Source organism: Campylobacteraceae bacterium (assembly GCA_013215945.1).
In the GTDB taxonomy this organism is placed as follows: domain Bacteria; phylum Campylobacterota; class Campylobacteria; order Campylobacterales; family Arcobacteraceae; genus NORP36.
Genome location: JABSOM010000007.1, coordinates 50562 through 75686, shown reverse-complemented (window position 1 = coordinate 75686; position 25125 = coordinate 50562). Strand labels below are relative to the sequence as shown.

General features: G+C 29.8%; 24 protein-coding genes and 4 tRNA genes. 23 read left to right on the top strand and 5 right to left on the bottom strand.

Annotated features, from left to right (window positions below):
- Positions 1–113: 113 nt before the first annotated feature.
- The 13 genes from HRT41_08740 (at position 114) to HRT41_08680 (ending at position 11000) form a co-directional block, all read left to right on the top strand.
- Complete coding sequence (locus HRT41_08740; GenBank protein NQY24108.1) at positions 114–620, top strand: CinA family protein; 507 nt, start codon at positions 114–116, stop codon at positions 618–620.
- A gap of 50 nt (positions 621–670) precedes the next feature.
- Positions 671–746 (top strand) — tRNA-Lys (locus HRT41_08735).
- A 12-nt stretch (positions 747–758) separates the two neighbouring features.
- Positions 759–833, top strand: a tRNA-Glu gene (locus tag HRT41_08730).
- A 42-nt stretch (positions 834–875) separates the two neighbouring features.
- Positions 876–951 (top strand) — tRNA-Val (locus tag HRT41_08725).
- Positions 952–1157: 206 nt separating this feature from the next.
- Positions 1158–1234 (top strand) — tRNA-Asp (locus HRT41_08720).
- Between the two features lie 139 nt (positions 1235–1373).
- Complete coding sequence (locus tag HRT41_08715) at positions 1374–2957, top strand: cache domain-containing protein (GenBank protein NQY24107.1); 1584 nt, start codon at positions 1374–1376, stop codon at positions 2955–2957.
- Positions 2938–3600: a response regulator transcription factor gene (locus tag HRT41_08710; GenBank protein ID NQY24106.1), complete on the top strand. Its 663-nt coding sequence runs from the start codon at positions 2938–2940 to the stop codon at positions 3598–3600. The genes HRT41_08715 and HRT41_08710 overlap by 20 nt, the downstream gene beginning before the upstream one ends.
- Positions 3601–3769: 169 nt before the next feature.
- The gene (locus HRT41_08705) at positions 3770–4024 is read left to right on the top strand and encodes a DUF4212 domain-containing protein (GenBank protein NQY24105.1); all 255 of its coding nucleotides are present in this window, start codon (positions 3770–3772) and stop codon (positions 4022–4024) included.
- A gap of 9 nt (positions 4025–4033) precedes the next feature.
- Positions 4034–5911, top strand: a complete 1878-nt coding sequence (locus HRT41_08700; GenBank protein ID NQY24104.1) for a cation acetate symporter — start codon at positions 4034–4036, stop codon at positions 5909–5911.
- A gap of 188 nt (positions 5912–6099) precedes the next feature.
- Entirely contained in the window at positions 6100–7914 is a 1815-nt protein-coding gene (locus tag HRT41_08695) for a CBS domain-containing protein (GenBank protein ID NQY24103.1), read from the top strand.
- The gene (locus HRT41_08690; GenBank protein NQY24102.1) at positions 7914–8522 is read left to right on the top strand and encodes a 3'-5' exonuclease; all 609 of its coding nucleotides are present in this window, start codon (positions 7914–7916) and stop codon (positions 8520–8522) included. Before HRT41_08695 ends, HRT41_08690 begins: the two co-directional genes overlap by 1 nt.
- Positions 8523–8771: 249 nt before the next feature.
- Positions 8772–9770: a phosphate acetyltransferase gene (pta, locus tag HRT41_08685; GenBank protein ID NQY24101.1), complete on the top strand. Its 999-nt coding sequence runs from the start codon at positions 8772–8774 to the stop codon at positions 9768–9770.
- Between the two features lie 30 nt (positions 9771–9800).
- The gene (locus HRT41_08680) at positions 9801–11000 is read left to right on the top strand and encodes an acetate kinase (GenBank protein ID NQY24100.1); all 1200 of its coding nucleotides are present in this window, start codon (positions 9801–9803) and stop codon (positions 10998–11000) included.
- A gap of 185 nt (positions 11001–11185) precedes the next feature.
- Here HRT41_08680 and sppA read toward each other — a convergent pair whose 3' ends face one another.
- From sppA to aroQ, 3 genes are read right to left on the bottom strand one after another with little or no spacing between them, the layout of a single operon-like run.
- Entirely contained in the window at positions 11186–12076 is an 891-nt protein-coding gene (sppA, locus tag HRT41_08675) for a signal peptide peptidase SppA (GenBank protein NQY24099.1), read from the bottom strand.
- Entirely contained in the window at positions 12069–13289 is a 1221-nt protein-coding gene (locus HRT41_08670) for a metal-dependent hydrolase (GenBank protein NQY24098.1), read from the bottom strand. Before HRT41_08670 ends, sppA begins: the two co-directional genes overlap by 8 nt.
- Positions 13289–13783, bottom strand: coding sequence for a type II 3-dehydroquinate dehydratase (aroQ, locus tag HRT41_08665; protein NQY24097.1), 495 nt, complete (start codon positions 13781–13783; stop codon positions 13289–13291). Before aroQ ends, HRT41_08670 begins: the two co-directional genes overlap by 1 nt.
- Before the next feature lie 96 nt (positions 13784–13879).
- Here aroQ and HRT41_08660 point away from each other — a divergent pair, with 96 nt between their 5' ends.
- From HRT41_08660 to lepA, 7 genes are all read left to right on the top strand, one after another.
- Positions 13880–14905 (top strand): M24 family metallopeptidase, encoded by a 1026-nt coding sequence (locus HRT41_08660; GenBank protein ID NQY24096.1) that lies wholly within the window; start codon positions 13880–13882, stop codon positions 14903–14905.
- A gap of 84 nt (positions 14906–14989) precedes the next feature.
- Positions 14990–15466 (top strand): 2-amino-4-hydroxy-6-hydroxymethyldihydropteridine diphosphokinase, encoded by a 477-nt coding sequence (gene folK, locus HRT41_08655; protein ID NQY24095.1) that lies wholly within the window; start codon positions 14990–14992, stop codon positions 15464–15466.
- A 124-nt stretch (positions 15467–15590) separates the two neighbouring features.
- Positions 15591–16691: a tRNA 2-thiouridine(34) synthase MnmA gene (gene mnmA, locus HRT41_08650; protein ID NQY24094.1), complete on the top strand. Its 1101-nt coding sequence runs from the start codon at positions 15591–15593 to the stop codon at positions 16689–16691.
- A gap of 93 nt (positions 16692–16784) precedes the next feature.
- Positions 16785–16925 carry a hypothetical protein gene (locus tag HRT41_08645; protein NQY24093.1) on the top strand — a complete coding sequence of 47 codons (141 nt, stop codon included), beginning with the start codon at positions 16785–16787 and terminating at the stop codon, positions 16923–16925.
- A gap of 265 nt (positions 16926–17190) precedes the next feature.
- On the top strand, positions 17191–18120 hold the full coding sequence (locus HRT41_08640; GenBank protein NQY24092.1) for a ribose-phosphate pyrophosphokinase: 930 nt from the start codon (positions 17191–17193) through the stop codon (positions 18118–18120).
- Positions 18121–18299: 179 nt separating this feature from the next.
- Entirely contained in the window at positions 18300–19328 is a 1029-nt protein-coding gene (locus tag HRT41_08635) for an OmpA family protein (GenBank protein ID NQY24091.1), read from the top strand.
- 146 nt (positions 19329–19474) lie between these two features.
- Positions 19475–21262, top strand: a complete 1788-nt coding sequence (gene lepA / locus HRT41_08630) for an elongation factor 4 (protein NQY24090.1) — start codon at positions 19475–19477, stop codon at positions 21260–21262.
- 192 nt (positions 21263–21454) lie between these two features.
- On the opposite strand, the gene HRT41_08625 is transcribed toward lepA, so the two are convergent.
- A complete protein-coding gene (locus HRT41_08625) occupies positions 21455–21799 on the bottom strand; it encodes a helix-turn-helix transcriptional regulator (GenBank protein NQY24089.1) in 345 nt (114 codons plus the stop codon).
- Positions 21800–21955: 156 nt separating this feature from the next.
- On the opposite strand from HRT41_08625, the gene HRT41_08620 reads away from it, so the two are divergent.
- Both HRT41_08620 and HRT41_08615 read left to right on the top strand, forming a co-directional pair.
- Positions 21956–22537 (top strand): NAD(P)H-dependent oxidoreductase, encoded by a 582-nt coding sequence (locus tag HRT41_08620; protein ID NQY24088.1) that lies wholly within the window; start codon positions 21956–21958, stop codon positions 22535–22537.
- A 24-nt stretch (positions 22538–22561) separates the two neighbouring features.
- Positions 22562–23137, top strand: a complete 576-nt coding sequence (locus HRT41_08615; protein ID NQY24087.1) for a ComF family protein — start codon at positions 22562–22564, stop codon at positions 23135–23137.
- Here HRT41_08615 and HRT41_08610 read toward each other — a convergent pair.
- Positions 23134–24372: an outer membrane protein transport protein gene (locus HRT41_08610; protein ID NQY24086.1), complete on the bottom strand. Its 1239-nt coding sequence runs from the start codon at positions 24370–24372 to the stop codon at positions 23134–23136. The two genes, HRT41_08615 and HRT41_08610, sit on opposite strands and share 4 nt — an antisense overlap.
- Before the next feature lie 147 nt (positions 24373–24519).
- Between HRT41_08610 and hisH the strand changes: the two genes are divergently transcribed.
- Complete coding sequence (gene hisH, locus HRT41_08605; protein ID NQY24085.1) at positions 24520–25125, top strand: imidazole glycerol phosphate synthase subunit HisH; 606 nt, start codon at positions 24520–24522, stop codon at positions 25123–25125.

Genomic DNA, 25125 nt, shown 5'->3' with positions numbered 1-25125 from the left:
AGCACTATAATAAGAGTAAAATCTTATTATAGTTTTTTCTACTGCAACAAGCTATTCCACTCTTAAGTTCATTTACTCTAGTATAAACATCACAAAACAATAAAGGTACCCTTATGTATGATTCAATATTTAATGACACTGATATGAAAAAGCTTCAAACCCTACTCAAGAAAAAAAAAGCAAGTATTACTTGTGCAGAATCATGCACAGGAGGGCTAATTTCTTATTTAATAACACAAGTCTCTGGTTCATCAGAAATCTTCAATGGAGGCATTGTAACTTACTCAAATGACATTAAACACAAAGAATTAAATGTATCAAAAAAAACACTTCAAAAGCATGGAGCAGTTAGTATTGAAGTTGTGAATGAGATGTTAAGCAACGTTAAAGAAAAATTTGACGCAAATTATGCACTTGCCACTTCAGGAATTGCAGGTCCAAATGGTGGTTCAGAACTCAAACCAGTAGGTACAGTAATCATTGGTTTCATAGGGCCTGATGAGCATAAAAATGTAAAAAAATATCACTTTTCTGGCCAAAGAAATGAGGTGCAAATACAAGCCGCAAAAACAGCACTAAAAGAAATTTTGAATTTTCTTCAAAAAACCGTTGACAAATGATTATTTTTTGCATATAATTCCACTCCAATTTAAGACACCTTCTTAAATAGGACCCGTTAGCTCAGCTGGTAGAGCATTTCCCTTTTAAGGAAGTGGCCGATGGTTCGAATCCATCACGGGTCACCAATATAAGTTTTAGGTCCCTTCATCTAATGGTTAGGATTTTGGATTTTCATTCCAACCATAGGAGTTCGAATCTCCTAGGGATCACCATTTACAAACTTATTATCAGGGATGATATAAAATATCCACAGTGGTCGATTAGCTCAGTTGGTAGAGCGCTACCCTTACAAGGTAGACGTCAGAAGTTCGAGTCTTCTATCGACTACCATTATTAAAAATTTAACAAGAGTTTGTTTAATTTTTATATTATTCACAGTATTAATAAATATTTTATGTTTTCATAAGGTTTTTTAGATACTATTTTAATTCAAATTATCTATATGATTTAATCATATTATGCAGTAGCATAGATTAAGTTTTAAATGTAAATAGTTTACAGTGACTTATGAATCTTAGATTCATTATTTATAAAGTGCGGTTGTAGTTTAGTTGGTTAGAACGCCTGCCTGTCACGCAGGAGGTCGAGGGTTCGAGTCCCTTCAACCGCGCCACTTTTATTATTATTGATCTCCTTATAATTACTGAACTCCTATTTTTACACATTCATAACAGATTAAACTTTTTAATACTTTTCACAATTTTGCTTTAACTAAAAAACAGTTATTCTTTTGCATAATAAAAAGGTCTTATATGATACAAGTAAAATCCATCTACCATCTTATTTTATCAAGTATAGTATTTATTATAATACTTATCTCTTCTTTTACTTATATTATTATTGACAATACCTTTGATGAATTTCAACACAAGATTGATACATTAGAAGTTGATTACACCAATAAACAAAAAGAACTTATCAAAAGTGATCTGGATAAAATTATCTCTTTTATTTCTTATTATCATAAACGTTTTAAAATTATAAAACCTGAAAAAGAAATTCAAGAAGATATATTAAAAGCTATTGATAAAATGAGAAAAAACAAAGATATTAATGACAATATATTTATTTACAACTTTGTAGGAAAAGCTATTTATTATCCATCCTCAAAAGAGAATCAAAATAAGAATTTTTATGATCAGATTGATATTTATGGTAAAAATGTAGTAAAAGACTTAATTGATATTTCACAAGAAGAAGACGGCGGTTATATAAGATATACCTGGTACAAAAAAGAGATCAATGAAAATGCCCCTATTGTTTCTTATGCGCTGGCCTACAATGATTGGAATTGGACTATAGGAAGTGGTTTATATCTGGATGACGTAAAAAAACAAATCAAAATAAAACAATATGAATATGATAAGAGAATTTCCAATTATATTTTTCAAATTTTATCTCTAACCATAATGATAGTTTTATATTCCATATTTTTATATAAAAATGCTACTTTATTAATTGTAAATGATGTAAAAGAAATTGGTGTTTATTTTGAAGAAGCAGAAAAATCGGATAATCCAATAAATCAAAACAGATTAATTCTTGGAGAATTCAAAATTATTGCAAACTACGCCAATAATGCAATGAATAATATCAAAGTTAAAACCCATGTTCTTGAAGATTTAAACAAACATCTTCAAATAAAAGTGGATAAACAAACCCATGAATTAACCAATCTTATAGAATCACAAAAACAATTTTTAAAACATTCCGTTCATGAAATCAATACCCCTCTTTCAATCATACAAACAAATATAGATCTGTGCAAGATTCATGAAATAGACAATAAGTATTTAACAAATATACAAAATGGAATTAAAATAATACAAAATATATATGATGATTTGTCTTATATGATTAAAAAAGACAGAGTTGAATACAAAAAAAGTATTCTAAATTTTTCAGAGATACTTGATGCAAGACTTAATTTTTTTGATGAAATTGCCAAATCAAACTCCTTATCTTATCTCTTAAAGAAAGAAGAAGATATTCATATACGCTTTAATAAAACCTCTTTAGAGAGAGTCATAGATAATAATATTTCAAATGCTATTAAATATTCTCATGCAAACTCTAAAATTAAAATTAATCTGCACTACGATCAAGAAGACTATATTATTTTTGAAGTCATTACCAATTCACAAAAAATCGAAGAAGAAAATAAAATATTTGATGATTTTTATAGAGAAAATTCGAATAGAGGCGGATTTGGACTGGGATTAAAGATTGTAAAAGAAATCTGTGATAAAAATAATGTTATTATAAAACTAAATTCTAATACAACTGAAACAAAATTCTCATATAGGTTTAAAATAGATGAAAATACTGCTACTTGAAGATGAGTTAATGCTCAATAATGCGATAAATGAATACTTAAAAAAAATTGGACATTTGGTTGAAACTTACGTGGATGGACAAAGTGTACTTGATGAAGTTGACAATTCTTTTGATTTACTAATATTAGATATAAATATCCCAAAAAAAGATGGTTTCGAAATTCTTAATGAATTAAATGCAAGAAAACTTTTTATACCTACTATTTATATATCTGCGCTTATTGATATAGAAGACATTACACGTGCTTATGATTTAGGCTGCAGAGAATATTTAAAAAAACCCTTTCACCTAGAAGAGCTTGGAATTAAAATAAATCAAATACTTAAAAAAGATCAAAGTGTTACTACTCACATTAAATTTTCTGAAAACTATTCTTATTCAAAAGACAAAAAAACGTTATTTTTTAACAAAGAGCCCCAAGGATTAACGAGAAAACAGCTGGATATTATTCATATATTAGCTCTTAATATCAATATGATTGTGGACTTTGAACGTTTTCGATTAGATGTATGGAATGCAGAAGACATAGATAATCCCACAATTAGAGCTGAAATATCTCGTTTGAAAAAAGCATTAAAAGAAGACTTTATTACAAATATAAGAGGACTTGGTTATAAAATAAATAGATTTTACTCTGCATGACATCCCATAATATCGACATTAAATCTTAATTCAATCTAAATTTTAGAATTCTTTTCAAATGTTTTACCATTGCTATCCTTTTGCTATTTTTACCTATTATACTAACACTGTTAATTACTTAAATCCTGTCTTAGGAATGAGTTTAAGTAAAAATCATTAAGGAGAATCTATGAGTCCAGAAAAAGCTCAAGCTTATTGGAAAGAAAACATTTCAATGATCTTAAAATTATTAGTGGTATGGTTTATTGTATCATTTGGTTGTGGTATCTTATTTATTAATGAACTAAACACGATAGAAATATCTGGTGTTAAGTTAGGATTTTGGTTTGCACAACAAGGTGCAATTTACTTTTTCGTAGTGTTAATTTTTGTTTATGTAAGCAAAATGAAAGCAATTGATGAAAAATATGGCGTTAGTGAATAGGAGAAACGAATGGAATTACAATCTTTAATCTACCTATTTGTAGGTGTGTCTTTTGCAATTTATATTGGAATTGCTTTATGGGCAAGAGCTGGCTCAACTAAAGAGTTTTATGTAGCTGGTGGTGGAGTTCATCCTGTAGCTAATGGTATGGCTACTGCTGCGGATTGGATGAGTGCTGCGTCATTTATCTCATTAGCTGGTATTATTTCTTTTAAAGGAAGTTTTGGTGGAGCTTATTTAATGGGTTGGACTGGTGGATACGTTCTACTAGCTATGCTTTTAGCTCCTTATTTAAGAAAATTTGGTAAATTTACTGTTCCTGACTTTGTTGGTGATAGATATTATTCAGATGTTGCTAGAACTGTTGCAGTTGTTGCAGTTATCTTTATTTCGTTTACTTATGTTGCAGGTCAAATGAGAGGGGTTGGGATAGTTTTCTCAAGATTCTTACAAGTTGATGTAAATACTGGTGTATTCATTGGTATGGGTATTGTATTCTTTTATTCTGTTTTAGGTGGAATGAAGGGTATTACATATACACAAGTTGCTCAATATGTTGTAATGATTTTTGCATACATGATTCCTGCAATTTTCATCTCATTACAAGTTACTGATACATTTATTCCTCAAATGGGTCTTTTTGCTCAAACAACTTTTGAATTCTCAGATGGTGTTAAAATGATTCCAGAAGGTACATTCTTACTGCACGCACTTGATGCTGCTGTTACGGATTTAGGATTCCAAGCTTATACTGAGCCAGGAAGTATTAAAAATATGTTCTTATTAACTACAGCTCTTATGTTAGGAACTGCTGGTTTACCTCACGTTATTGTTAGATTCTTTACAGTACCTACTGTTCAAGATGCTAGAATATCTGCTGGTTGGGCATTAGTATTTATTGCAATTATGTATACAACTATTTCTTCAGTTGCTGCATTCTCAAGAATTAACTTAATTAAAAATGTTCAAAATGTTGAATACAAAGCTTTTGTTGCTGGTGAAGTAAAACGTACTGATGGAACTACTAATAATGGTGCTTGGTTTAAAACGTGGGAAACTGCTGGTTTAATTGCTTGGACTGATATTAATGGCGATGGTAAAATTCAATACTCTAAGGGTGCTGCATTTGAAGGCGCTAAAGGTAAACCACAATACGACGGTACAAAAGTTGCTGAAGATGGGCATAGATTAACTACTAATGGTGCAGCTGCTAACAATAGTGGAAAAATTCAAAATGAGTTATACGTTGATAGAGATATCATGGTATTAGCGAATCCTGAAATTGCCAACTTACCTAACTGGGTTATTGCGTTTATTGCAGCTGGTGGATTAGCAGCAGCTTTATCTACAGCAGCAGGTTTATTACTTGTTATTGCATCTGCTATCTCTCATGATTTACTTGGTCAAGTTATCTTTAAAGATAAAAAAACTGGTAAAACTACAATGAGTGAAAAATCAGAGTTAATGTGGGCTAGATTATCAGCAGTAGCTGCTATTGGTGTTGCAGGTTATCTAGGAATAAATCCTCCAGGTTTTGTTGCACAAGTTGTTGCGTTTGCGTTTGGTTTAGCAGCAGCAGCATTCTTCCCAACAATTATCCTTGGTGTATTTGATAAACGAATGAATAAAGAAGGTGCGATTGCTGGTATTTTAACTGGTTTAATTTTTACTTTTGGATATATTGTTTATTTCGTATTCTTAGGTGGAGACAAAGCAGATTACTTATTTGGTATTGCTCCTTCAGGAATTGGAACAATTGGAACAATTTTACACCTTGTTGTAGCATTTGTTGTTTCAAGATCTACTCCTCCTCCTCCTCAACATATTCAAGACTTAGTTGAGAGTATTAGAATTCCTTCAGGTGTAGGTGAAGCACACGATCACTAGAACCTAAACTAATTCTTTTAGAGTTACGTTTAAATCTTTAAAGCCTAGTTTTAACTAGGCTTTTTAGTATTCTTTTATGCTAAATATTTTAGTGTAATCTAATCTTTTTATATCAAAGCCGAACTGATATAAAAAGATTTAGTTTAAAAGAATACTAGCTATACTTACACTAATAATAAAGGATCGTTATGAGCCTTAGAGACCAAAAATCCTTCTTATCAAATATTCACCCTTTTGAAGTTTTAAAAGAAGATCAAATGCATATGTGCATTAAACACATGGATATTGCTTATTATCCAAAAGGAACTGTTTTAATATCTCCTCTTAAAATTCCTGATCATTTTTTTATTATTATAAAAGGAAATGTTCACGAGTTTAAAGAAGATGAACTTATTATGGATTATTCTAATGAAGATTCTTTTGATTCAAATTCTTTGATTTATTCAAAAACAAAAAGTACTTTTAAAGTAGAAGAAGATTTAATTTGTTATGAGCTGGAAAAAAAAACTTTTTTAAATCTTCTTGAAAAAAATGAACAATTTAAGAATTATTTTTTAAATAACCTTGTGAGTAAATTACAAATGTTAAAAGAAAAAGAGTTTTCATCTGAATTATCTACTTTTATTTTGGATAAAGTCGAAGATACAATTGTTCATGAGCCTTGCATTGTTAAACAAGATGAAAAATTATTGAATGCAATTGAAAAATCCTTAGAATATAAAACATCTACTATTGTTGTAAAAAAAGGTGAAGAATACGGAATTATTACAGATTCTTTACTAAAAATGAAAGTTTTATTACAAAAAAGAGATTTAAATATTGAAGTACAAGAAATTGCAATTTTCCCTTTATTAACGGTAAATGCAGAAGACTACCTTTTTGATGCACTTTCTTTATTAATTAAAAAGAATATTAAAAGAGTAGGAGTGCTTAATTCAAAAAAAGAATTAGTAGGAATTTTAGAACAAATTGATGTTTTGTCACATTTTGCAAATCACACCAATGTAGTAGATACAAAAATTAAAAAAGCAAATAACTTAGAAGAATTAAAACTAGCTAGCCAATCTTTAATGAATATTATTACAACCATGCAAGCAAAAGGTGTAAAAGTAGTTCATATTGCAAATTTAATTGGTCAGCTTAATACCAAAGTATATAAAAAACTCTATGAATTAATCCTACCAAAAGAATTAAGACAAAATGCATGTTTTATTGTTATGGGAAGTGAAGGAAGAAACGAACAAATAATCAAAACCGATCAAGACAATGCTTTGGTTATTAATGATTCTTCAAATGCCAGTGAATATAAAGAATATATGGAAAAAATCACTGCTTCACTTATTGATTTTGGATACCCACCTTGTGAAGGTAATATTATGGTATCCAATCCATTTTGGTGTAAAAGAGTTCAAGATTATAAAGACGAAACAGCCAGATGGATTCAAACTCCTGATTTACAAAATTATATGGACTTAGCTATTTTCTTTGATTCTTTTGCAGTTGCTGGAGATAAAAACTTATTAATTGATTTAAAAGATGATTTATTTCACAAATTACATGATAAAGATGTTTTTATGGCCTACTTTGCAAAATCAACCTTAACTTTTGAAACGCCTCGAACGGTTAATAGTTTTATGACTAAGGTTAATTATATTGATATTAAAAAAGCAGGTGTTTTTCCTATAGTTCAGGGTATTAGATCGTTATGTTTAAGAGAAAAAATAAGAGAAACAACTACAGTTAAACGAATCAAAATTTTAGTTGAGAGAAATATTTTGGATGAAAATATGGGGAATGAACTCTTAGAAGCTTTTGATGTTTTAGGGACTTTACGTTTAAAAGCCCAGTTAAAAAGTTATCAATGTAAAAAGAATATTAATAATGAAATTGATACCCTTAGTTTGGGGAAAATACAAAGAGATTTATTAAAAGATTCATTAAGTATTGTAATTGATTTTAAAAAATTCATCTCTCATAGTTTTCAAATTGATAAGATTTCTTAATGTTTAGAAATATAATTAATACTTGGAATAAAAAAAAACTTACTAATTTAAAGTATTCATATTTATTTGATCCTTGTTTAGAAAACGAATATGTTAGTTTAGATTGTGAAACAACAGGTTTAAATCCCAATAAAGATGAGATACTATCTATTGGAGCAGTTATTGTAAAAGGCAATAAGATTTTAATGAGAGATACCTTTAATATTTTTGTAAAACCTTCATCCAAAATTGCAGAAGAATCTATTAAAATACACCAAATAAGACCTATTGATTTAGTCAATGCAGTGGATTCAAAAGTAGCAATAACACAGCTTTTGGATTTCATTGGGTCTAGGACAATAATTGGTTATTATATTAAATTTGATATGACAATAATATCAAAATATACTAAAAAATATATTGGAGTGAAATTACCAAATAAAAGCATAGAAGTATCCTCTTTATATTACAAAAGCAGAAAAAAAACCTCCCCTTATGATTTTATAGATTTGAAGTTTGATACGATAATGAAGGAGCTTCAGATTCCAGAGCTAGGAAAACATGATGCACTTAATGATGCAATTATGACTGCAATGATTTTTCTTAAACTTCAAAAATACCAGGAATGATTTCCTTTATTTTTTTACAAAAAACCTAGTTTTAAGCCATGTGTAAATACTGTACCATAGGTACAAGTATTGTACATGTTTCTTTTTTTATTGTTTCAAATCTGAAATAAAAGTCATAATTTATTACTATTCTTCACACTTAATTTTTTTCTTATTTTATAGAGCGAATAGCTATGTTTTTTTGCTTTTATTAACTAAAATATTACTTAGATATATATCCATATATCATAACAAACAAAGGAATCTAAAATGGGTTTAATTGATAGTATTAAAAAAAATGCTAAAAAGAAGTTACGAACAATTGTATTACCTGAATCACAAGACGAAAGAGTATTATTAGCGGCACAAATCGTATTAAAAGAGAAAACTGCCAATATAATATTAATTGGTGATGAAAAGAAAATAAAAGAAGATGCTTTAAAAGCTGGCGCTAATATTGAAGGTGCTTCAATTATTAATCCCTTAGAGTTTGATGGTATTGATGCTTATATAGATGAATTGGTTGAATTAAGAGCTAAAAAATCTTTAAGTAAAAAAGATGCTACGCAAATTATGAAAACTGAGCCACGATTTTTTGCTTGTATGATGGTAAGACTTGGTGATGCACAGGGTGTAGTTGCTGGTTCTGATTCACCTACTTCTGATGTATTAAGAGCGGCTATGCAAGTAATTAAAACAGCTCCTGGAATTAAAACGGTTTCTTCTTCTTTTGTTATGGAAACAGCTGATGGAAAATTTGGAGATAATGGGTTAATCTTATTTGGAGATTGTGCTGTTTTACCTAATCCAACATCTGAGCAATTAGCTGATATTGCTGCTTCAACAGCAGAAACTGCTAAGAATGTAGTTGGTTTAGTACCTAGAGTTGCAATGTTATCTTTTTCTACTATGGGAAGTGCGTCGCACCCTTTGGTGGACAAAGTAAAAGACGCTGTTAGCATTTTAAACAATAGAAATGTCGATTTTGCTTATGGTGGAGAAATGCAAGCAGATGCTGCTATTGTTGAAGCTATTGGAAAAAAGAAAGCCCCTGATTCAAAAGTGGCAGGATCTGCAAATGTTTTAATTTTCCCTGATTTACAGTCTGGAAATATTGGATACAAATTAGTGCAACGTTTTGCTAATGCACAAGCGCATGGACCTATTATTCAAGGTCTTAATAAACCCGTAAATGATTTATCAAGAGGATGTTCAGTAGAAGACATTTCAAACCTTGTTGCAATTACTGCAACACAAGTTGTTGATTAAACACCATATTTTATAATTAAAGGAAAGTATATGTTAGTATTCATTTTAAATGCAGGAAGTTCGTCGTTAAAGTACCAATTAATGAACCCAATTAATAAAAAAGTTTTAGCTGTTGGACTTTGTGAAAGAATTGGAATTGATGGGGTATTAAAACACGAATTTGGAGAAGAAGGAAAATTAAAAGTTAATATATCTTTGCCTACTCATAAAGAAGCAATTGAACTTGTGTTAAAAACATTAACAGATGGTGAAGGTGCTGTTATAAATTCAATTGATGAAATCCAAGCAATTGGACATAGAGCTGTTCATGGTGGGGAGAATTTTACACAATCAGTTATTATTGATGATAAAGTCATTCAAACATTGAAAAATTTAATTCCATTAGCACCTTTACATAATCCTGCAAATGTTATGGGAATGGAAATTTGTATGGAATTAATGCCAGGTGTTCCAAATGTAGCAGTATTTGATACAGCATTTCATCAAACAATGCCTGATTATGCATATATGTACCCTCTTCCTTATGATCAATATGCAAGAAATGGTGTAAGAAAATACGGTTTCCACGGAACCAGTCACTATTTTGTATCCAATGAAGCGTTAAACATGTTAGATAAAAAACACAATACAAGAGTAATTGTTTGTCACTTAGGAAATGGTTCTTCTGTTTCTGCTGTTTACAATGGTAAATGTATTGATACTTCTATGGGATTAACTCCTGTTCAAGGTTTAATGATGGGAACACGTTCTGGTGATATTGGGGCGGGTGCTTTATCTTATATGATGGATAAAGATGGTTTAGATATTAAAGAAATGTTAGATGTTTTAAACAAAAAATCTGGAATCATTGGTATTTCTGAAAAATCATCTGATTTAAGAGAAGTATTAGAAGCTATGGAAGCTGGGGATGATAAATGTAGATTAGCTGTTGATATGATTGCTTATATTATCAAAAAATATGTTGGATCATATGCTGCTGCTTTAGATGGTGTTGATGCTTTATGTTTCACAGGTGGAATTGGTGAAAATGCTGCATTAATCAGAGAAAAAGTGTGTGCAGGATTAGATTATATGGGATTAAATATTGACCCTACTAAAAATAATAAAAGAGCAAGTCATGCAAGAGATATTTCTACAAATGGTTCAAAAGGTAGAATTTTTGTAATACCTACAAATGAAGAATATGTCATAGCAAATGATACATACAAAATAGTATCCGCTTTAAAATAAGTAAAACAACTATTTATATTCATCTTCTTCGTTGGACATAACTTTTAACTCAATCACACACATCTGTGTGCTCAATCGTTAAAAGTTATATCCGCCTTGAACCTAAATACAACTAGTTATTTTATGCTTGGCATAAAAAAAGGGAAAAAGATAATATCTTTTCCCCTTTTTTATTTGAGTAAAGACTAATAAGCTTTTAGTCCACCTTGCATGCTTATTGCAAAATTACTTACTACTTCACTTATAATTTTTTCCATAAACGCATCAAACTTATCTTGTTTGTGCCATACAGGATCTTTTACTTTTGACAAAAGAATTAAGTATTTTTTAGCAGCAGTAATATTTCCTACTTCATCAATAAGCCCTACTTTTTTAGCTTGTCTTGAAGTAAAAATATGTGCATCTGCATATAATTTATGATCTGATTTTTTAAGACCTCGTGCTTTTGATACATCTTCAATAAAAATATCATAGGTATCATTAATTACTTTTTCTAACTCAGCTCTTTCGTAGGTATTCCATTCACGCGTTGGTGTTCCAGCTTCTTTATATGACCCTACTTTTACCGTTTGCATTTTAATACCTATTTTTTGCATTAATTCTTCCATATTAGCGCCTTGAAAAATAACACCAATAGAACCAATCATAGAACCGGGATTTGCATAAATTTTATTTGCATAAATAGAAGCATAATAAGAACCACTTGCCATTGTTCCAGAAGCATATGCAACGACGGGTTTAATCGCTCTTAATTCTTTAATAGCATACATAAGTTCAACAGAAGGAGAAACAGCACCACCAGGAGAATTAACTATAAATAAAACCCCTTTTATATTGTCATTCATTTTTGCTTTTTCAATATCTTCCAATACCTTATCTGCAGATAAAATAGGACCAAAAAGTTCTATCTTTTGTAAATTTGCATAGGATGCATTTGAATCACTCAAAACATCTTGATTTGAACCATAAGAAAAATAATATACAATACTCAAAAAAACAATGGTTTTAAAATATTTTGTAATAAAATCCAATACAGCAACAATGGGTGAAAATAACCAAGCAATAAATTTAAACATTTAAGCCTCCAATAATAACGTTTTTAACTCTTTTTGTATGTAATATAACGTGAGTACATAAACTCTTTTCGTCTTCCACACTATCTGGTAAAAGCAAAGAAATAATATCTGCATCAAAGTTTTTAGCTAAGATACCTTTATTTAAACCCAAAGCATCAGAACCATGTTTAGTGGCACTTACTAATAAAGCAGCTGCAAAAGCATTTATTTCTTTATTCTCATGCATCATAAGAACATTTCGTAATTCATCAAACATAGATAAAGAATTATTAGAACTTAAACCATCTGTTCCAATACTATAAGCTGTTTTAAGTGCCGAAATATCTAGTTTCGTATTGTTTAATAATCTGTTTGAAGTAATACAGTGATTAATCACCCCACCTAATTCTTTTATTAGCAGAAGTTCTTCTTCATTGGCTTCAACACAATGCGTAAAAGAAAGTTTTTTGATATTTTTAAAATTATTTAAAAACTCTAGGGGTTTCGTTACTGCTTTTTCTTGCTGTAAAAAGTTTTTAAAAAACTCTAAAAAACCACCTTCATCTTTATTTAACCATAATTTTTCTTCTGGGGATTCCATAAAATGTGTACTTACTGCTAAGTTATCAGCCCTTGCTAAATTTAAAGCTTCTCTTACTAAAAAAGGATGAACCGAATAAGGAGAATGAATAGCAACACCTGGAAAAAAGTTTCCTGAAGCATGGCTTTTTATTTCAGATAATCTTGCTTTAAAATCACTAAATAAAGTATCAACCATATCCATTTTTGACCCAATGGCTTCTGCAAAAAATACAGTATTCATAGCACTTTTTGCACAAGCATCTAAATCATAAGAATAAGAAGATATTGCACCAATTGTTGTTGTTCCTGTTTTTAACATCGTGTCGAGTTTTTTTGAAATAAATTCTGAATTTGCTTTTTCTATAAGTGTTTCTCGGTTTACAATAACAGAATTTAACCATGACATAAAATTACCATAATCTAAACTGGTAGTATTGGCAGAAAATTCGAGATGTATATGAGAATTAATAAGTCCAGGCATTAAAACAGAGTTTTCACCTAAATCTTTAATTTCACAGTTAGGATATTTATTAAGAATAAAATCTGCATCACCCACATCAATAATTTTATCATTGTATACCAAAGCAGCATTTTTAATAATGCCTACTTTGCTATCACAAGATATCAGCCATGAAGCTTTTAAAATCTTCATTAATTAGCTTGTGTTTCTTCTTGTGCAACTGCTGCATTTTGTTGTTCTTGCATTGCTTTAAATTCACTAATAATTTGCGTTAATGATAATAATGCTAAATGGTATCCAAAAGGACCAAAACCAGTAATAACACCCGTTGAAGAAGCTGCTGTTATTGATGTTTTTCTAAATTCTTCTCTTTTATAAATATTTGAGATATGTACTTCTACAGTTGGTAGTGCCACAGCTGCTAGTGCATCTGCAATTGCTATTGATGTATGTGAGTATGCTGCTGGATTAATAATAATACCATCAATTTCTCCTAAACATTCTTGAACTTTATCAACAATTTCACCTTCTAAGTTTGATTGAAAGAACTCTAATTCAACTCCATTTTGTGAAGCTGTTGTTTTCATTTGTTCATGAATTTGTTCCATTGACATTGGTCCGTAAATATTTTGCTCTCTAACACCTAACATATTAAGGTTTGGACCTTGTATTACTGCTATTTTCATATTATGATTCCTTTTATAATTTTTAGCTATGATTATATTTAATTTATAGTTAAATAACGCTTGTTAATACACTATATTCAATATCCAAAGGTTTTTATGGAAAATTATATTTTAAAAAATGAAAATGCAATTTATTACGAATGTTCATATTCTTGTGACAATGTTTTATATTTAAAACTGGGAAGCGAAGCATTTTTTATAACCGATTCTAGGTATATGCAAGAAGCCCAAAAGGAAGTACACAAAGCCAGTGTTATTATAAGTGCTAACTTAATAGAAGAGGCACTTAAGATAATAAAAAAATCCAATATAAAGAGTCTTGTATATGATGGCAATGATTTTACCTACTCTTTATTTTCAAAATTAAAACAAGCATTAGATATTGAACTTGTAAACAAAGAAAAATTCTCTCAATTAAAACGTATGATTAAAAGTGATGATGAAATTACTATTTTGCATAAAGCTGCAAAACTAGGAAGAAAAGGTTTTGAACGTTTTGCTAAATATCTTCAGAAAAATGGTTTTGAACAAAGTGAAAAACTACTTACTTTTAAAGCCTATGAAAAAATGACCCAAAAAGGACAATTAGAAGTAAGTTTTGATCCTATTGTGGCGATTAATGAAAATGCAGCGAATCCTCATGCCAAACCAACAGATAATATCTTAAGAAAAAATGATTTATTACTGGTTGATATGGGTATAAAATATAAACGTTATTGCAGTGATAGAACCTCTACTTCTTATGTAGATTTTGATAATTTTTCTTTTGGAAGAGAACAAAAGTTTTCAAAAGCAAAACATCAAAAAATTTATGACATTGTTTTAAAAGCACAAGAAAATGCCATATCAAAAGCCAGAATTGGGATGAAAGCAAGAGATATAGATAAATTAACAAGAGATATTATTGATAAAGCTGGTTATGGCAAATATTATATTCACTCAACAGGACATGGCGTTGGTTTAGATATTCATGAATATCCTTTTATAAATGCAAAATCAGAGATTATAATTGAAGAAAATATGGTTTTTACTATTGAACCTGGAATTTACCTTCCCAATGAATTTGGGGTTAGAATTGAAGATACTGTTGCTATTATAAATTCAAAAGCCCATATACTTTAAAATAAGAGTAAAATAGAAGATTTTAAAAAAAATACAAAATACAAATCTTTAGTAAAGTACTAAAGACTTGTATAAGAAAGAAATATGAAAAAAAAACTAACGAAAAAATTAAGCCTTTTTTATACTAGTAATTACCCACGAAAGCTAAAAAGTAAAAGCAATAAAAAATATAAAGTAACCGTAGGAATTGGGGGAAATATTGGGGATGTAAAAAAAACTTTTGATAAGTTACTTTTATGTCTAATACAAGATACAAGATTTGATATTTTACAAACTTCTCCACTTTTACAAAATCCTGCTTTTGGATTCTTGGATCAAAAAGACTTTTTAAATGGTATAATCACGCTTAAAACTAATCTATCCCCTAATGAATTTTTAAAAAATATGCAGAGGTTAGAAATTAGATATGGAAGAAAGCGGTCCTTTAAAGATGCGCCTAGAACCTTGGATATAGATATAATATTTTTTGCTCATAAAAAAGTGAATACTAAAAAACTAATTATTCCCCATAAGTCTTGGCACAATAGAGAATCAGTTACTATTCCTTTAAAACTCATGTAGAACAAGAAGTTGTTCTCTTTTGGATTTGTTTCTAAAAGGTGCTTTAAGTTGAATTTATTTCAAGTGCTAAAAGAAATTATTAAATGTAGGTTCTCTTAAAAAAGGAACTTTTTAAAGGTATAAAATGAACAAAAAGAAAGTTGTTGTAGGAATGTCTGGTGGTGTTGATTCTTCTGTTACTGCATTACTATTAAAACAGCAAGGTTATGAAGTAATAGGCTTATTCATGCGAAATTGGGAGCATGGAATCGAAGGTAGTCTATGTCCTAACCGTATAGAGTTTGAAGATGCTAAAAAAGTAGGTAAGATATTAGGAATTGAAGTAAAAGGCATAGATTTTGTCGAAGAATATAGAACCAAAGTATTTGATGTATTTTTAGAAGGTTTGAAAAAAGGTCTTACTCCTAATCCAGATATACTGTGTAATCGCGAAATTAAATTCAATGTATTTTTAAATGAAGCAAAAAAAATGGGTGTTGATAAGATAGCTATGGGGCATTATGCAAAAATAGATGTATATAACAATCATCATGTACTAGCAACGCCTAAAGATGATACAAAAGATCAAACGTATTTTTTACACGCTTTATCAAGTACGCAATTGTCACAATCTTTATTCCCTCTTGCAGATTTAACTAAAAAAGAAGTAAGAGCAATAGCCAAAGAACATAATCTACCTGTAAGTGATAAAAAAGACAGTACTGGTATATGTTTTATTGGGAAACAAAAATTTGATGAATTTATTACCCAACATTTAAAAGCCATTCCCGGAGATTTTATAGATGACAAAGGCAAAGTAATAGGAAGACATAAAGGTCTTATTTGTTACACACTAGGTCAAAGAAAAGGTATTGGTATTGGAGGCATGAAAGAGACTGAAACAGCTAATAATACGCATAATCCATGGTATGTAGCTAAAAAAGATTTGGCAAATAATACATTAACTATTGTACAAGATACCAATCACCCCTTACTTATGAACAGTAATGTTGAAGCCAGTCATATGCACTGGGTATTAGAGGAAGCACCTAAGGTTGGCGATAAATTAATGGCACAAGTACGTTATCGTCAACAAAAGCAAGCGTGTACCGTAACGCAAGCGAATAATGACAAAGTTCTAGTTAAATTTGACAAGCCTCAAAGAGCAGTGACTTCGGGACAAAGTCTTGTTTTGTATGATGGTGAGTATTGTCTAGGTGGTGGATTTATTAGTGATTACTCTTAATTAAAAATACCCAATTAATTCTAAAACAAATACTATTGTTGCTGAAAAAAAGAAGTTCTTCAAGTAAATCAAGTACTTGTAAATGATTTAAATATGCATACTGTTAAAACTGAATTTAACGGTGGTATTAAATTAAGATATCGTTTAGAATCTGCATCTTGTAAAGTAACAATTGTAGATGCAGTAGCAAGTATTAATTTGGGAAAACCTGAATTTGGTGTTACTGCTGGTTGATTATCTGTACTTTATATTACTGAAAAGTAATTGTTTCATTATGGATTACAGGAATAAAATAAATACTTTAAGTACAATCTTAAAGTGTTTATACTTTTAAAAATTATTAATTAGAATAAACTTCTATATAAATACTACTAAATAATTACAAATACACCTAAAATATAAAGCTATATTACCTCATATGCATTTTTTACACCATTCAATTTAATTAAGAGTTTTTTAGATATAATCGCAAGATAATAACATAGTAAAAAGGAATTTTATGAGCGGCTTTAAACTATTTAGCGGTACTGCAAATAAAGCATTTGCAGACGAAATAGGAAGATATTTAAATGTAGAAGTTGGTGATGCGAGCGTTAAACAATTCTCAGATGGTGAGATTTCAGTACAAATTACTGAGAGTGTTAGAGGTCATGATGTATTTATAATACAACCTACTTGTGCGCCTACTAATGATAATTTAATGGAATTATTAATCATGATTGATGCTTTTAAACGATCAAGTGCTAAATCTATTTCTGCTGTTGTACCTTACTATGGATATGCAAGACAAGATAGAAAAGCAGCGCCAAGAGTACCAATTACTGCAAAACTGGTTGCTGATTTATTAGAAAAAGCTGGAATTGATAGAATTATTACTATTGATTTACATGCCGCTCAAATTCAAGGATTTTTTAATATTCCTGCAGATAACTTATTTGGTTCGATTTTATTTGTTGATTATATTAAAGCAAAAAACTTCAAAAACCCAATTATTGCCAGTCCAGATATTGGTGGGGTTACTAGAGCTCGTTCTTATGCTTCAAAACTTGGTTATGACTTGGTTATTGTTGATAAAAGAAGAGAAAAAGCAAATGTTGCTGAAGTTATGAATATTATTGGAGATGTTGAAGGTAAAGACGTTATTTTAGTTGATGATATGGTTGATACTGCTGGAACACTTGTAAAAGCAGCAGCAGCACTTAAAAAAAGAGGTGCAACTTCTGTAATGGCTTGTTGTACTCATGGTGTATTATCAGGAAAAGCTTATGAAAACTTAAACTCAAAAGACTTAGATGAATTGGTAATTTCAAATACTATTCCTTTAAAACAAAATCATGAAAAAATCACTGTTTTAAGCGCAGCTGATATCATGGGTGAAGCTATATATAGAATTCACAATAACCAATCAGTAAACTCTATCTTTTTATAAAATATTTTACAAGAACAAAAGATTTTAAATTTGTTTTTGTAAATTAGATGCCTTCTTCTTAGGCATCTGAGTACTTTTAGTCATAATAGTAGCTAATTTTCTACATATTTGTCATAATAATTTAATATATTATTTACTTTTGTTATAATATAATAATAAAAATTTAACAAAGGCTTGAAATGAAAAAGATATTATTAAGTACCCTATTATCAGCAGGAATCTTATTATCAGCAAACTCAGACTATCCACATGAAGTAAGTTTATTATTAGGTGGAGCTCTTACAGAAGGTAATTTAGAACTGGAAAGAAACTATGCAAACATTGGTTTAAGTATAGGTACAAAACTAGACAGTACAATTTTTGACCAAATCGAATTTGGAATTTTAAAAAGCATCCAAGATGTAGATATTAAAAACTCAACAGAAGATACCTCTGTCTTAAGAGTATTTACAAATGTAATTAAAGATTATCCTATTAACGATACTTCTTCATTTTATGCTTTAGTGGGGATTGGAGTAGAATCTTTTTCTAATAGTTCACGTAATGAAGATGGTTTATTTGCAAACTATGGTCTTGGGTATAAATATAAATTTACAGATAGAACCTCTTTAAAAATGGATCTTAGACATTTAATTGAAGCAGATCATGGGGATAACAATCTATTATATACTGTTGGTCTTTCTTATGGTTTTGGGCAAAAAGCTAACAAAATGCCAGTAATGATGAAAAAAGAAGAGCCAATAATGAAAGAAGAACCAATGGTTCAAAAAATGAAAGATGTATATAAAGACGATGACAACGATGGTGTATTTAACCGCCACGATGAATGTTTAAACACCCCATTAAATACAAGAGTAAGCATTGATGGTTGTGCAAAAGTAATGAATTTAAAAGTAAATTTCAATACTGATTCTGATGTAATGAATAAAGATTATTCTGAAGTTCTGAAAAACTTTGCTTTATATTTAAATGCATCTAAAAAAAGTGCTGTTATTGCTGCACATACAGATTCAAGAGGAAGTGAAGCATATAATCTAATCTTATCTGATAAAAGAGCAAAAGCAGTTCATGACAAATTGGTAAATTTAGGTGTAAATGCATCAAAATTAATGTCTAAAGGTTTTGGAGAAAGCAAACCTGTTGCTAGTAATCAAACAAAAGAAGGACGATTAGCAAACAGAAGAGTTGAAGCAATTCTTTCAAAATAGTAATTTTGGGTTAAACCCAAGATTACGTACTACTATATTCTCTTAACATCACTCTTACAATACTTTAGCTATAATCGCGAAAACTATATATAATTTTTATAAATTAACTAAGATTAACGCTTAGAAACTAGTACTTAGGAAAAATCTTGCAAAAACATATAAGAAACTTTTCAATTATTGCTCATATTGATCATGGAAAATCAACACTCGCAGATAGAATTATTCAAGAATGTGGTTCCGTTGCTGATAGAGACATGTCAGCACAAGTAATGGATACTATGGATATTGAAAAAGAACGTGGAATTACAATTAAAGCACAAAGTGTTAGACTTAAATATACAAAAGATGGACAAGAATATGTTTTAAATCTTATTGACACTCCAGGTCATGTTGATTTTTCTTATGAAGTATCACGCTCACTTGCTTCTTCTGATGGCGCTTTATTAATTGTTGATGCAACCCAAGGGGTAGAAGCACAAACCATTGCAAATGTATATATTGCAATGGAAAATGATTTAGAATTATTACCTGTGGTAAACAAAATTGATTTACCTTCTGCTGATCCAGATCGAGTATTAGAAGAAGTAGAAGAAGCTATTGGAGTTGATTGTACCTATAGTAATTTAATTTCAGCTAAAACAGGAGAAGGAGTTAAAGATTTAATTGACTCAATAGTTGATAGAATTCCAGCTCCAAGTGGAGATGAAAATGCTTCTACTAAAGCGTTAATTTATGATTCTTGGTTTGATAATTATTTAGGTGCTTTAGCTTTAGTTCGTGTATATGAAGGAAGTATTAAAAAAGGTCAAGTTATAAGAATGATGAATACGGAACATGACCAACAAGTATTATCACTTATGTATCCACATCCATTAAAAAGAGAAAGTACAAATGAGCTTTCGACAGGTGAAATTGGTATTGTAGTTCTTGGTATTAAAACAGTAGATATCATTGCTGTTGGAGATACAATGACAGATGCTAAAAACCCAACAGCAGAAGTTATTGATGGTTTTGAACCTGCTAAACCTTTTGTATTTGCAGGACTTTACCCAATTGATACAGATAAATTTGAAGATTTAAGAGATGCATTAGATAAATTAAAATTAAATGATAGCTCAATTTCTTATGAACCAGAAAGTTCAGTTGCTCTTGGAAGTGGTTTTAGAGCTGGTTTTTTAGGAATGCTTCATATGGAAGTAATTAAAGAAAGACTGGAGCGAGAATTTAACCTTGAATTAATAGCAACTGCACCTACTGTTATTTATGAAGTACTAAAAAAAGATGGGTCTAAGATTAATATTCAAAATCCTTCTGAATTACCCGATCCAAATTATATAGATACTATTTTTGAGCCTTATGTAAAAGCTACAGTATTAGTACCTGATGAATTTTTAGGAAATGTAATTAAACTTCTTAATGATAAAAGAGGAATTCAAATTAAAATGGATTACATAGGGACAAGAGTTTTGCTGGAATATGATATTCCAATGAATGAAATTGTAATGGATTTTTATGACAGATTAAAATCTACTACAAAAGGATATGCTTCTTTTGATTATGAACCAATAGGTTTTAGACCTGGTGTTTTACAAAAACTTGATATCAAAGTTGCGGGAGATATTGTAGATGCATTGTCTATTATTGTTCCAGAAAATAAAGCTTTGTCAAAAGGTAGAGAATTTATTAAAGCTTTAAAAGAACTAATTCCTAGACAACTTTTTGAAGTGGCGATTCAAGCAAGTATTGGTTCTAATATTATTGCAAGAGAAACAGTAAAATCAACAGGTAAAAATGTTACGGCTAAATGTTATGGTGGAGATATTTCTAGAAAAAGAAAACTTTTAGATAAACAAAAAGCTGGGAAGAAAAGAATGAAATCAATAGGAAAAGTTAACGTTCCACAAGAAGCATTTATGGCTGTTTTAAAACTATAGCGCTTATTTTTTATTCAATTTCCGCGTTGTAAATAAAATTTTGAGTACTCACCTAGAATACTAGGATCCTACTCAAAATTTCATTTCCGCCTTGAACTTAAACAAAAACTAATCACTCTATTTTCAAAACTTCGTTTTAAACTAATCTAACAATTCTATCTTTTTTAAAATACAAATCCATTCCATTTATATCTAGTCCTCTACTATCTCTCCTCTTGCTTCGACATATTTCATGCCCCACTTATACATTTCTTCTAATAAAGGCTTTAGTTCTTTTCCTAAGGGTGTTAACGAGTAGATTACTTTGGGTGGTACTTCTGCATAAGCTACTCTGTTTATTAAACCTTTTTCTTCTAATTCTCGTAATTTTGCTGTTAGCGTTTTTTTGGTGATTTTATTTATTACGTCAAAAAGTTCTGTATATCTTTTTTCACCTTCTAACAAATACCAAATAACATCCAATTTCCATTTATCATTAAAAATCGATAAAGTTACAGGCACAGTACAAACATATTCTTTTCCGTCAACAATATACATTTAAGGCCTTTTTATTTGAAGTATAACATATAAAACTTAATTTGGGATACTTTTTTATCCTTGGTTATTTTATGTATCCTTGGGATGCAAAAGTATCCCAAGGATATATTAAGCTACTTAGGCTTATACTAAGAGAACAAAAACTAAAGGATAAGAATGAAAAACGTTTTAATTATTAATGGACACCAAAAATATGAAGGTATAGCAAATGGGGGATTATCGCAGTTTTTAGTTAATCATGCAGATGATTTTTTAAAAGAGGCAGGTTATACAATACAACATACAGTAATTCAAAATGAGTATAATATTCAAGAAGAGTTAGATAAGTTTTCTTGGGCCGATTGTATCTTTTTTCAATTTCCTACTTTTTGGATGGGAACACCATGGCTTACTAAAAAATACATTGATGATATCTTTTCAGCTGGTTACGGCACGGTTACGTATGATGGTGGGGAAGGTAATAAGAATAATGAATATGGCACAAGTGGATTAATGAAAGAAAAAAAATATATGTTAAGTCTTACGTATAATGCCCCCTTAAATTCATTTTCAAATAAAAATGGGTTTTTCGAAGGTTTGAGTTTAGATGAAGTAAATGTAGCTACGCATAAAACCTTTAAATATTGTGGGGCTACTGCACTAGAGTCCTATGCAATGTACGATGTATATAATGGAAAATTAGATATGGCAAAAATAAAAAGTGATTTTTTAAAGGTTCTTAAAAACAATTTTATCTAAATATAATTTATGATATTATTTAATATGAAATGTATTATTTGTGAAGTTTGGTCTTATTTGATTATTTGCAAAAGGTGCCAGTATGATTTTTTACAGCCAAGATTATACAAAAGAGAAATAAGGAAAAACTTTTTTATTTATTCTTTTTATAATTATGAGGAAATACAAGATTTATTATCTGCTAAATATCATTTTTGTGGGGATCGCATATTAAATATTTTGGCTTTAAATTCTTTTGCTTTATTTGCAAAAGAATTCTTGTTTAATACAGAAACACTTGCTATTCCAATTGATGACCATACAAGGCATGAGTTTTCACATACTGCAATATTGACAAAACACTTAAACTCTAAAAATATTATAAGCACCTATAATGTTTTAAAAGCGCAAAATAAAGTTGTTTATGCAGGAAAAAAACTTTCTTTTAGAAAAAAGAATCCTCGAAATTTTATACTTAAAAATATTCGTAACAAAAAGATTATTTTAGTAGATGATGTGTTGACCTCAGGAACAACATTAAAAGAAGCTTTTAACATTTGTTCCTTAAACAATGAGGTACTTTTTGCTTTATGTTTAACGGATGCTAAACATAGAAACTAGAAAGAATAAGAATAACCTATCGTTAATAATGACACTTTTGAATTAGTAATCGTTCCATTTTGTCCATCAATTTTGGCAACTCTGTCATCTTTAATTGATAGTAAATAAGCAGCACCAATACTTGAGTTTTCATTTAATTTATACTCAAACCCCATTGAATAAATTTTAGCATCCGCATCTGGAAGTTCAAAACCAATTGTTTCATCTGGTACTGGTGTTTCATCAATTGCAAAACCACCCATTAGAGTTAAATCTTTATTTGCTTGGTAAGTAAGTCCTAATCTATAAGTATTAGTATCTTTCCAGTTTTTCTCTCTTGGTGCATCAAATGCAGTATGAAAAGCACTTGGAGTAAGCGTATTATCATAATTAAAATCTAACTCATTATAAGTAGACCAATACGTTCTTTCATACACTAATTCTGCCGTTAAATCGCCAAAATCATGAGAAACAGCTAAATTTAAAGCAGCAGGCAAAGGAAACGTTACAGATGCTCCACCTGAATAAGTTGAAGCCGATGGTGTATAAGTTAATTTACCTTCCCCTTTTACAGTAATATCAACATAAGATCGATAAGTAGCAGCTAATGTAGTTTCTTTTGTAGGTCTATATGTTAGAGCTAAGTTATATCCAAAATCAACCGCATCAGCTTCTAGGTCTCTTGTAATATCTGTTGCTCCTGCTACAAAAGAACTTTTTACAACTCCTTCGCTATAAATAAGTCTTAATCCACCACCAATTGCAAACTTATCATTGATTTTATAAGCTACGGTAGGATTTAATTCAACAATTTTCAGCGTAAATTCTTCTGCTGATTTTTTAGCAAAAGTAGTATTCCATCTTTTTGATAATCCAGCAGGAGCAACCATTGAAATACCAAAGGTTGTATTTTCAAAACTTGATGGAATAATATAATGCAAAGTAGGAATAAAAACAGACTCACTCTCAGATTTACTTTGAGCAGGTACTCCACCTAAAGCTGCAACAGTTTCTGAACTGTCAAAATCAATAGCTGATGCTTGAATATAAGAAAGCCCAAAATCCAATTGATTTCCTTTTGAAAAAAAAGCCATATTTGCTGGATTATAATAAGAAGCATCTGCTCCATGTGCATTTGCAACATAAGCAGCTGCAAGTGCTGTACCTTTTAATGATTGTTCAGGGATTTTGTATCCCGCTGCATATATTGAAGTAGCTGCTGCCAAACTCAATGCAAATAATTTATGTAATCTCATATCGTAGCCTTAATAATATTTTTGGTTCTTATACTATAGTAATATTCTTAGTATTCATTAAATTTTTGCATCTATTATATTAATTAAGTTTAATCAAAAATACTATAAATTCTTGTATAATGGGGTTTTTAAAGTAAAGGTGAGATATTGATTGGAATTATAGATTATAATATGGGAAACCTAGCAAGTGTATACAATGCATGTTCATTATTAGATACAAAAGCCAGCATAGTAAAAAATCCAGATGACTTAAAAAACTTTGATAGAATTATTCTTCCAGGTGTTGGTGCTTTTGGTGATGCAATGCTTCATTTAAAACAAACAGGTATGAAAGACGCTATTTTAGATTTCTCAAAATTAGGAAAACCTATGATAGGTATTTGTTTAGGAATGCAATTATTATTTGAAAGTTCAGAAGAATTTGGATCACATGAAGGTTTGGGTCTAATTGATGGAAAAATTCTTAAATTTGATAAAAGTAAAATGAAAGAAGATTTTAAAGTTCCGCATATGGGTTGGAACAAAATCACCAATACTAAATCTGTTTTATTTGATGGTTTAGAAGATCCTTATTTATATTTTGTTCACTCTTTCCATGTACATACAAAAGAAGAAAATGTAATCGGATCAACCACTTATGGTTATGAGTTTGCTTCTGCTGTGAATAAAAACAATATTTATGGCTTTCAGCCCCATCCAGAAAAGTCTCATGACAATGGATTGAAAATATTGAAAAATTTTCTTAAGATATAA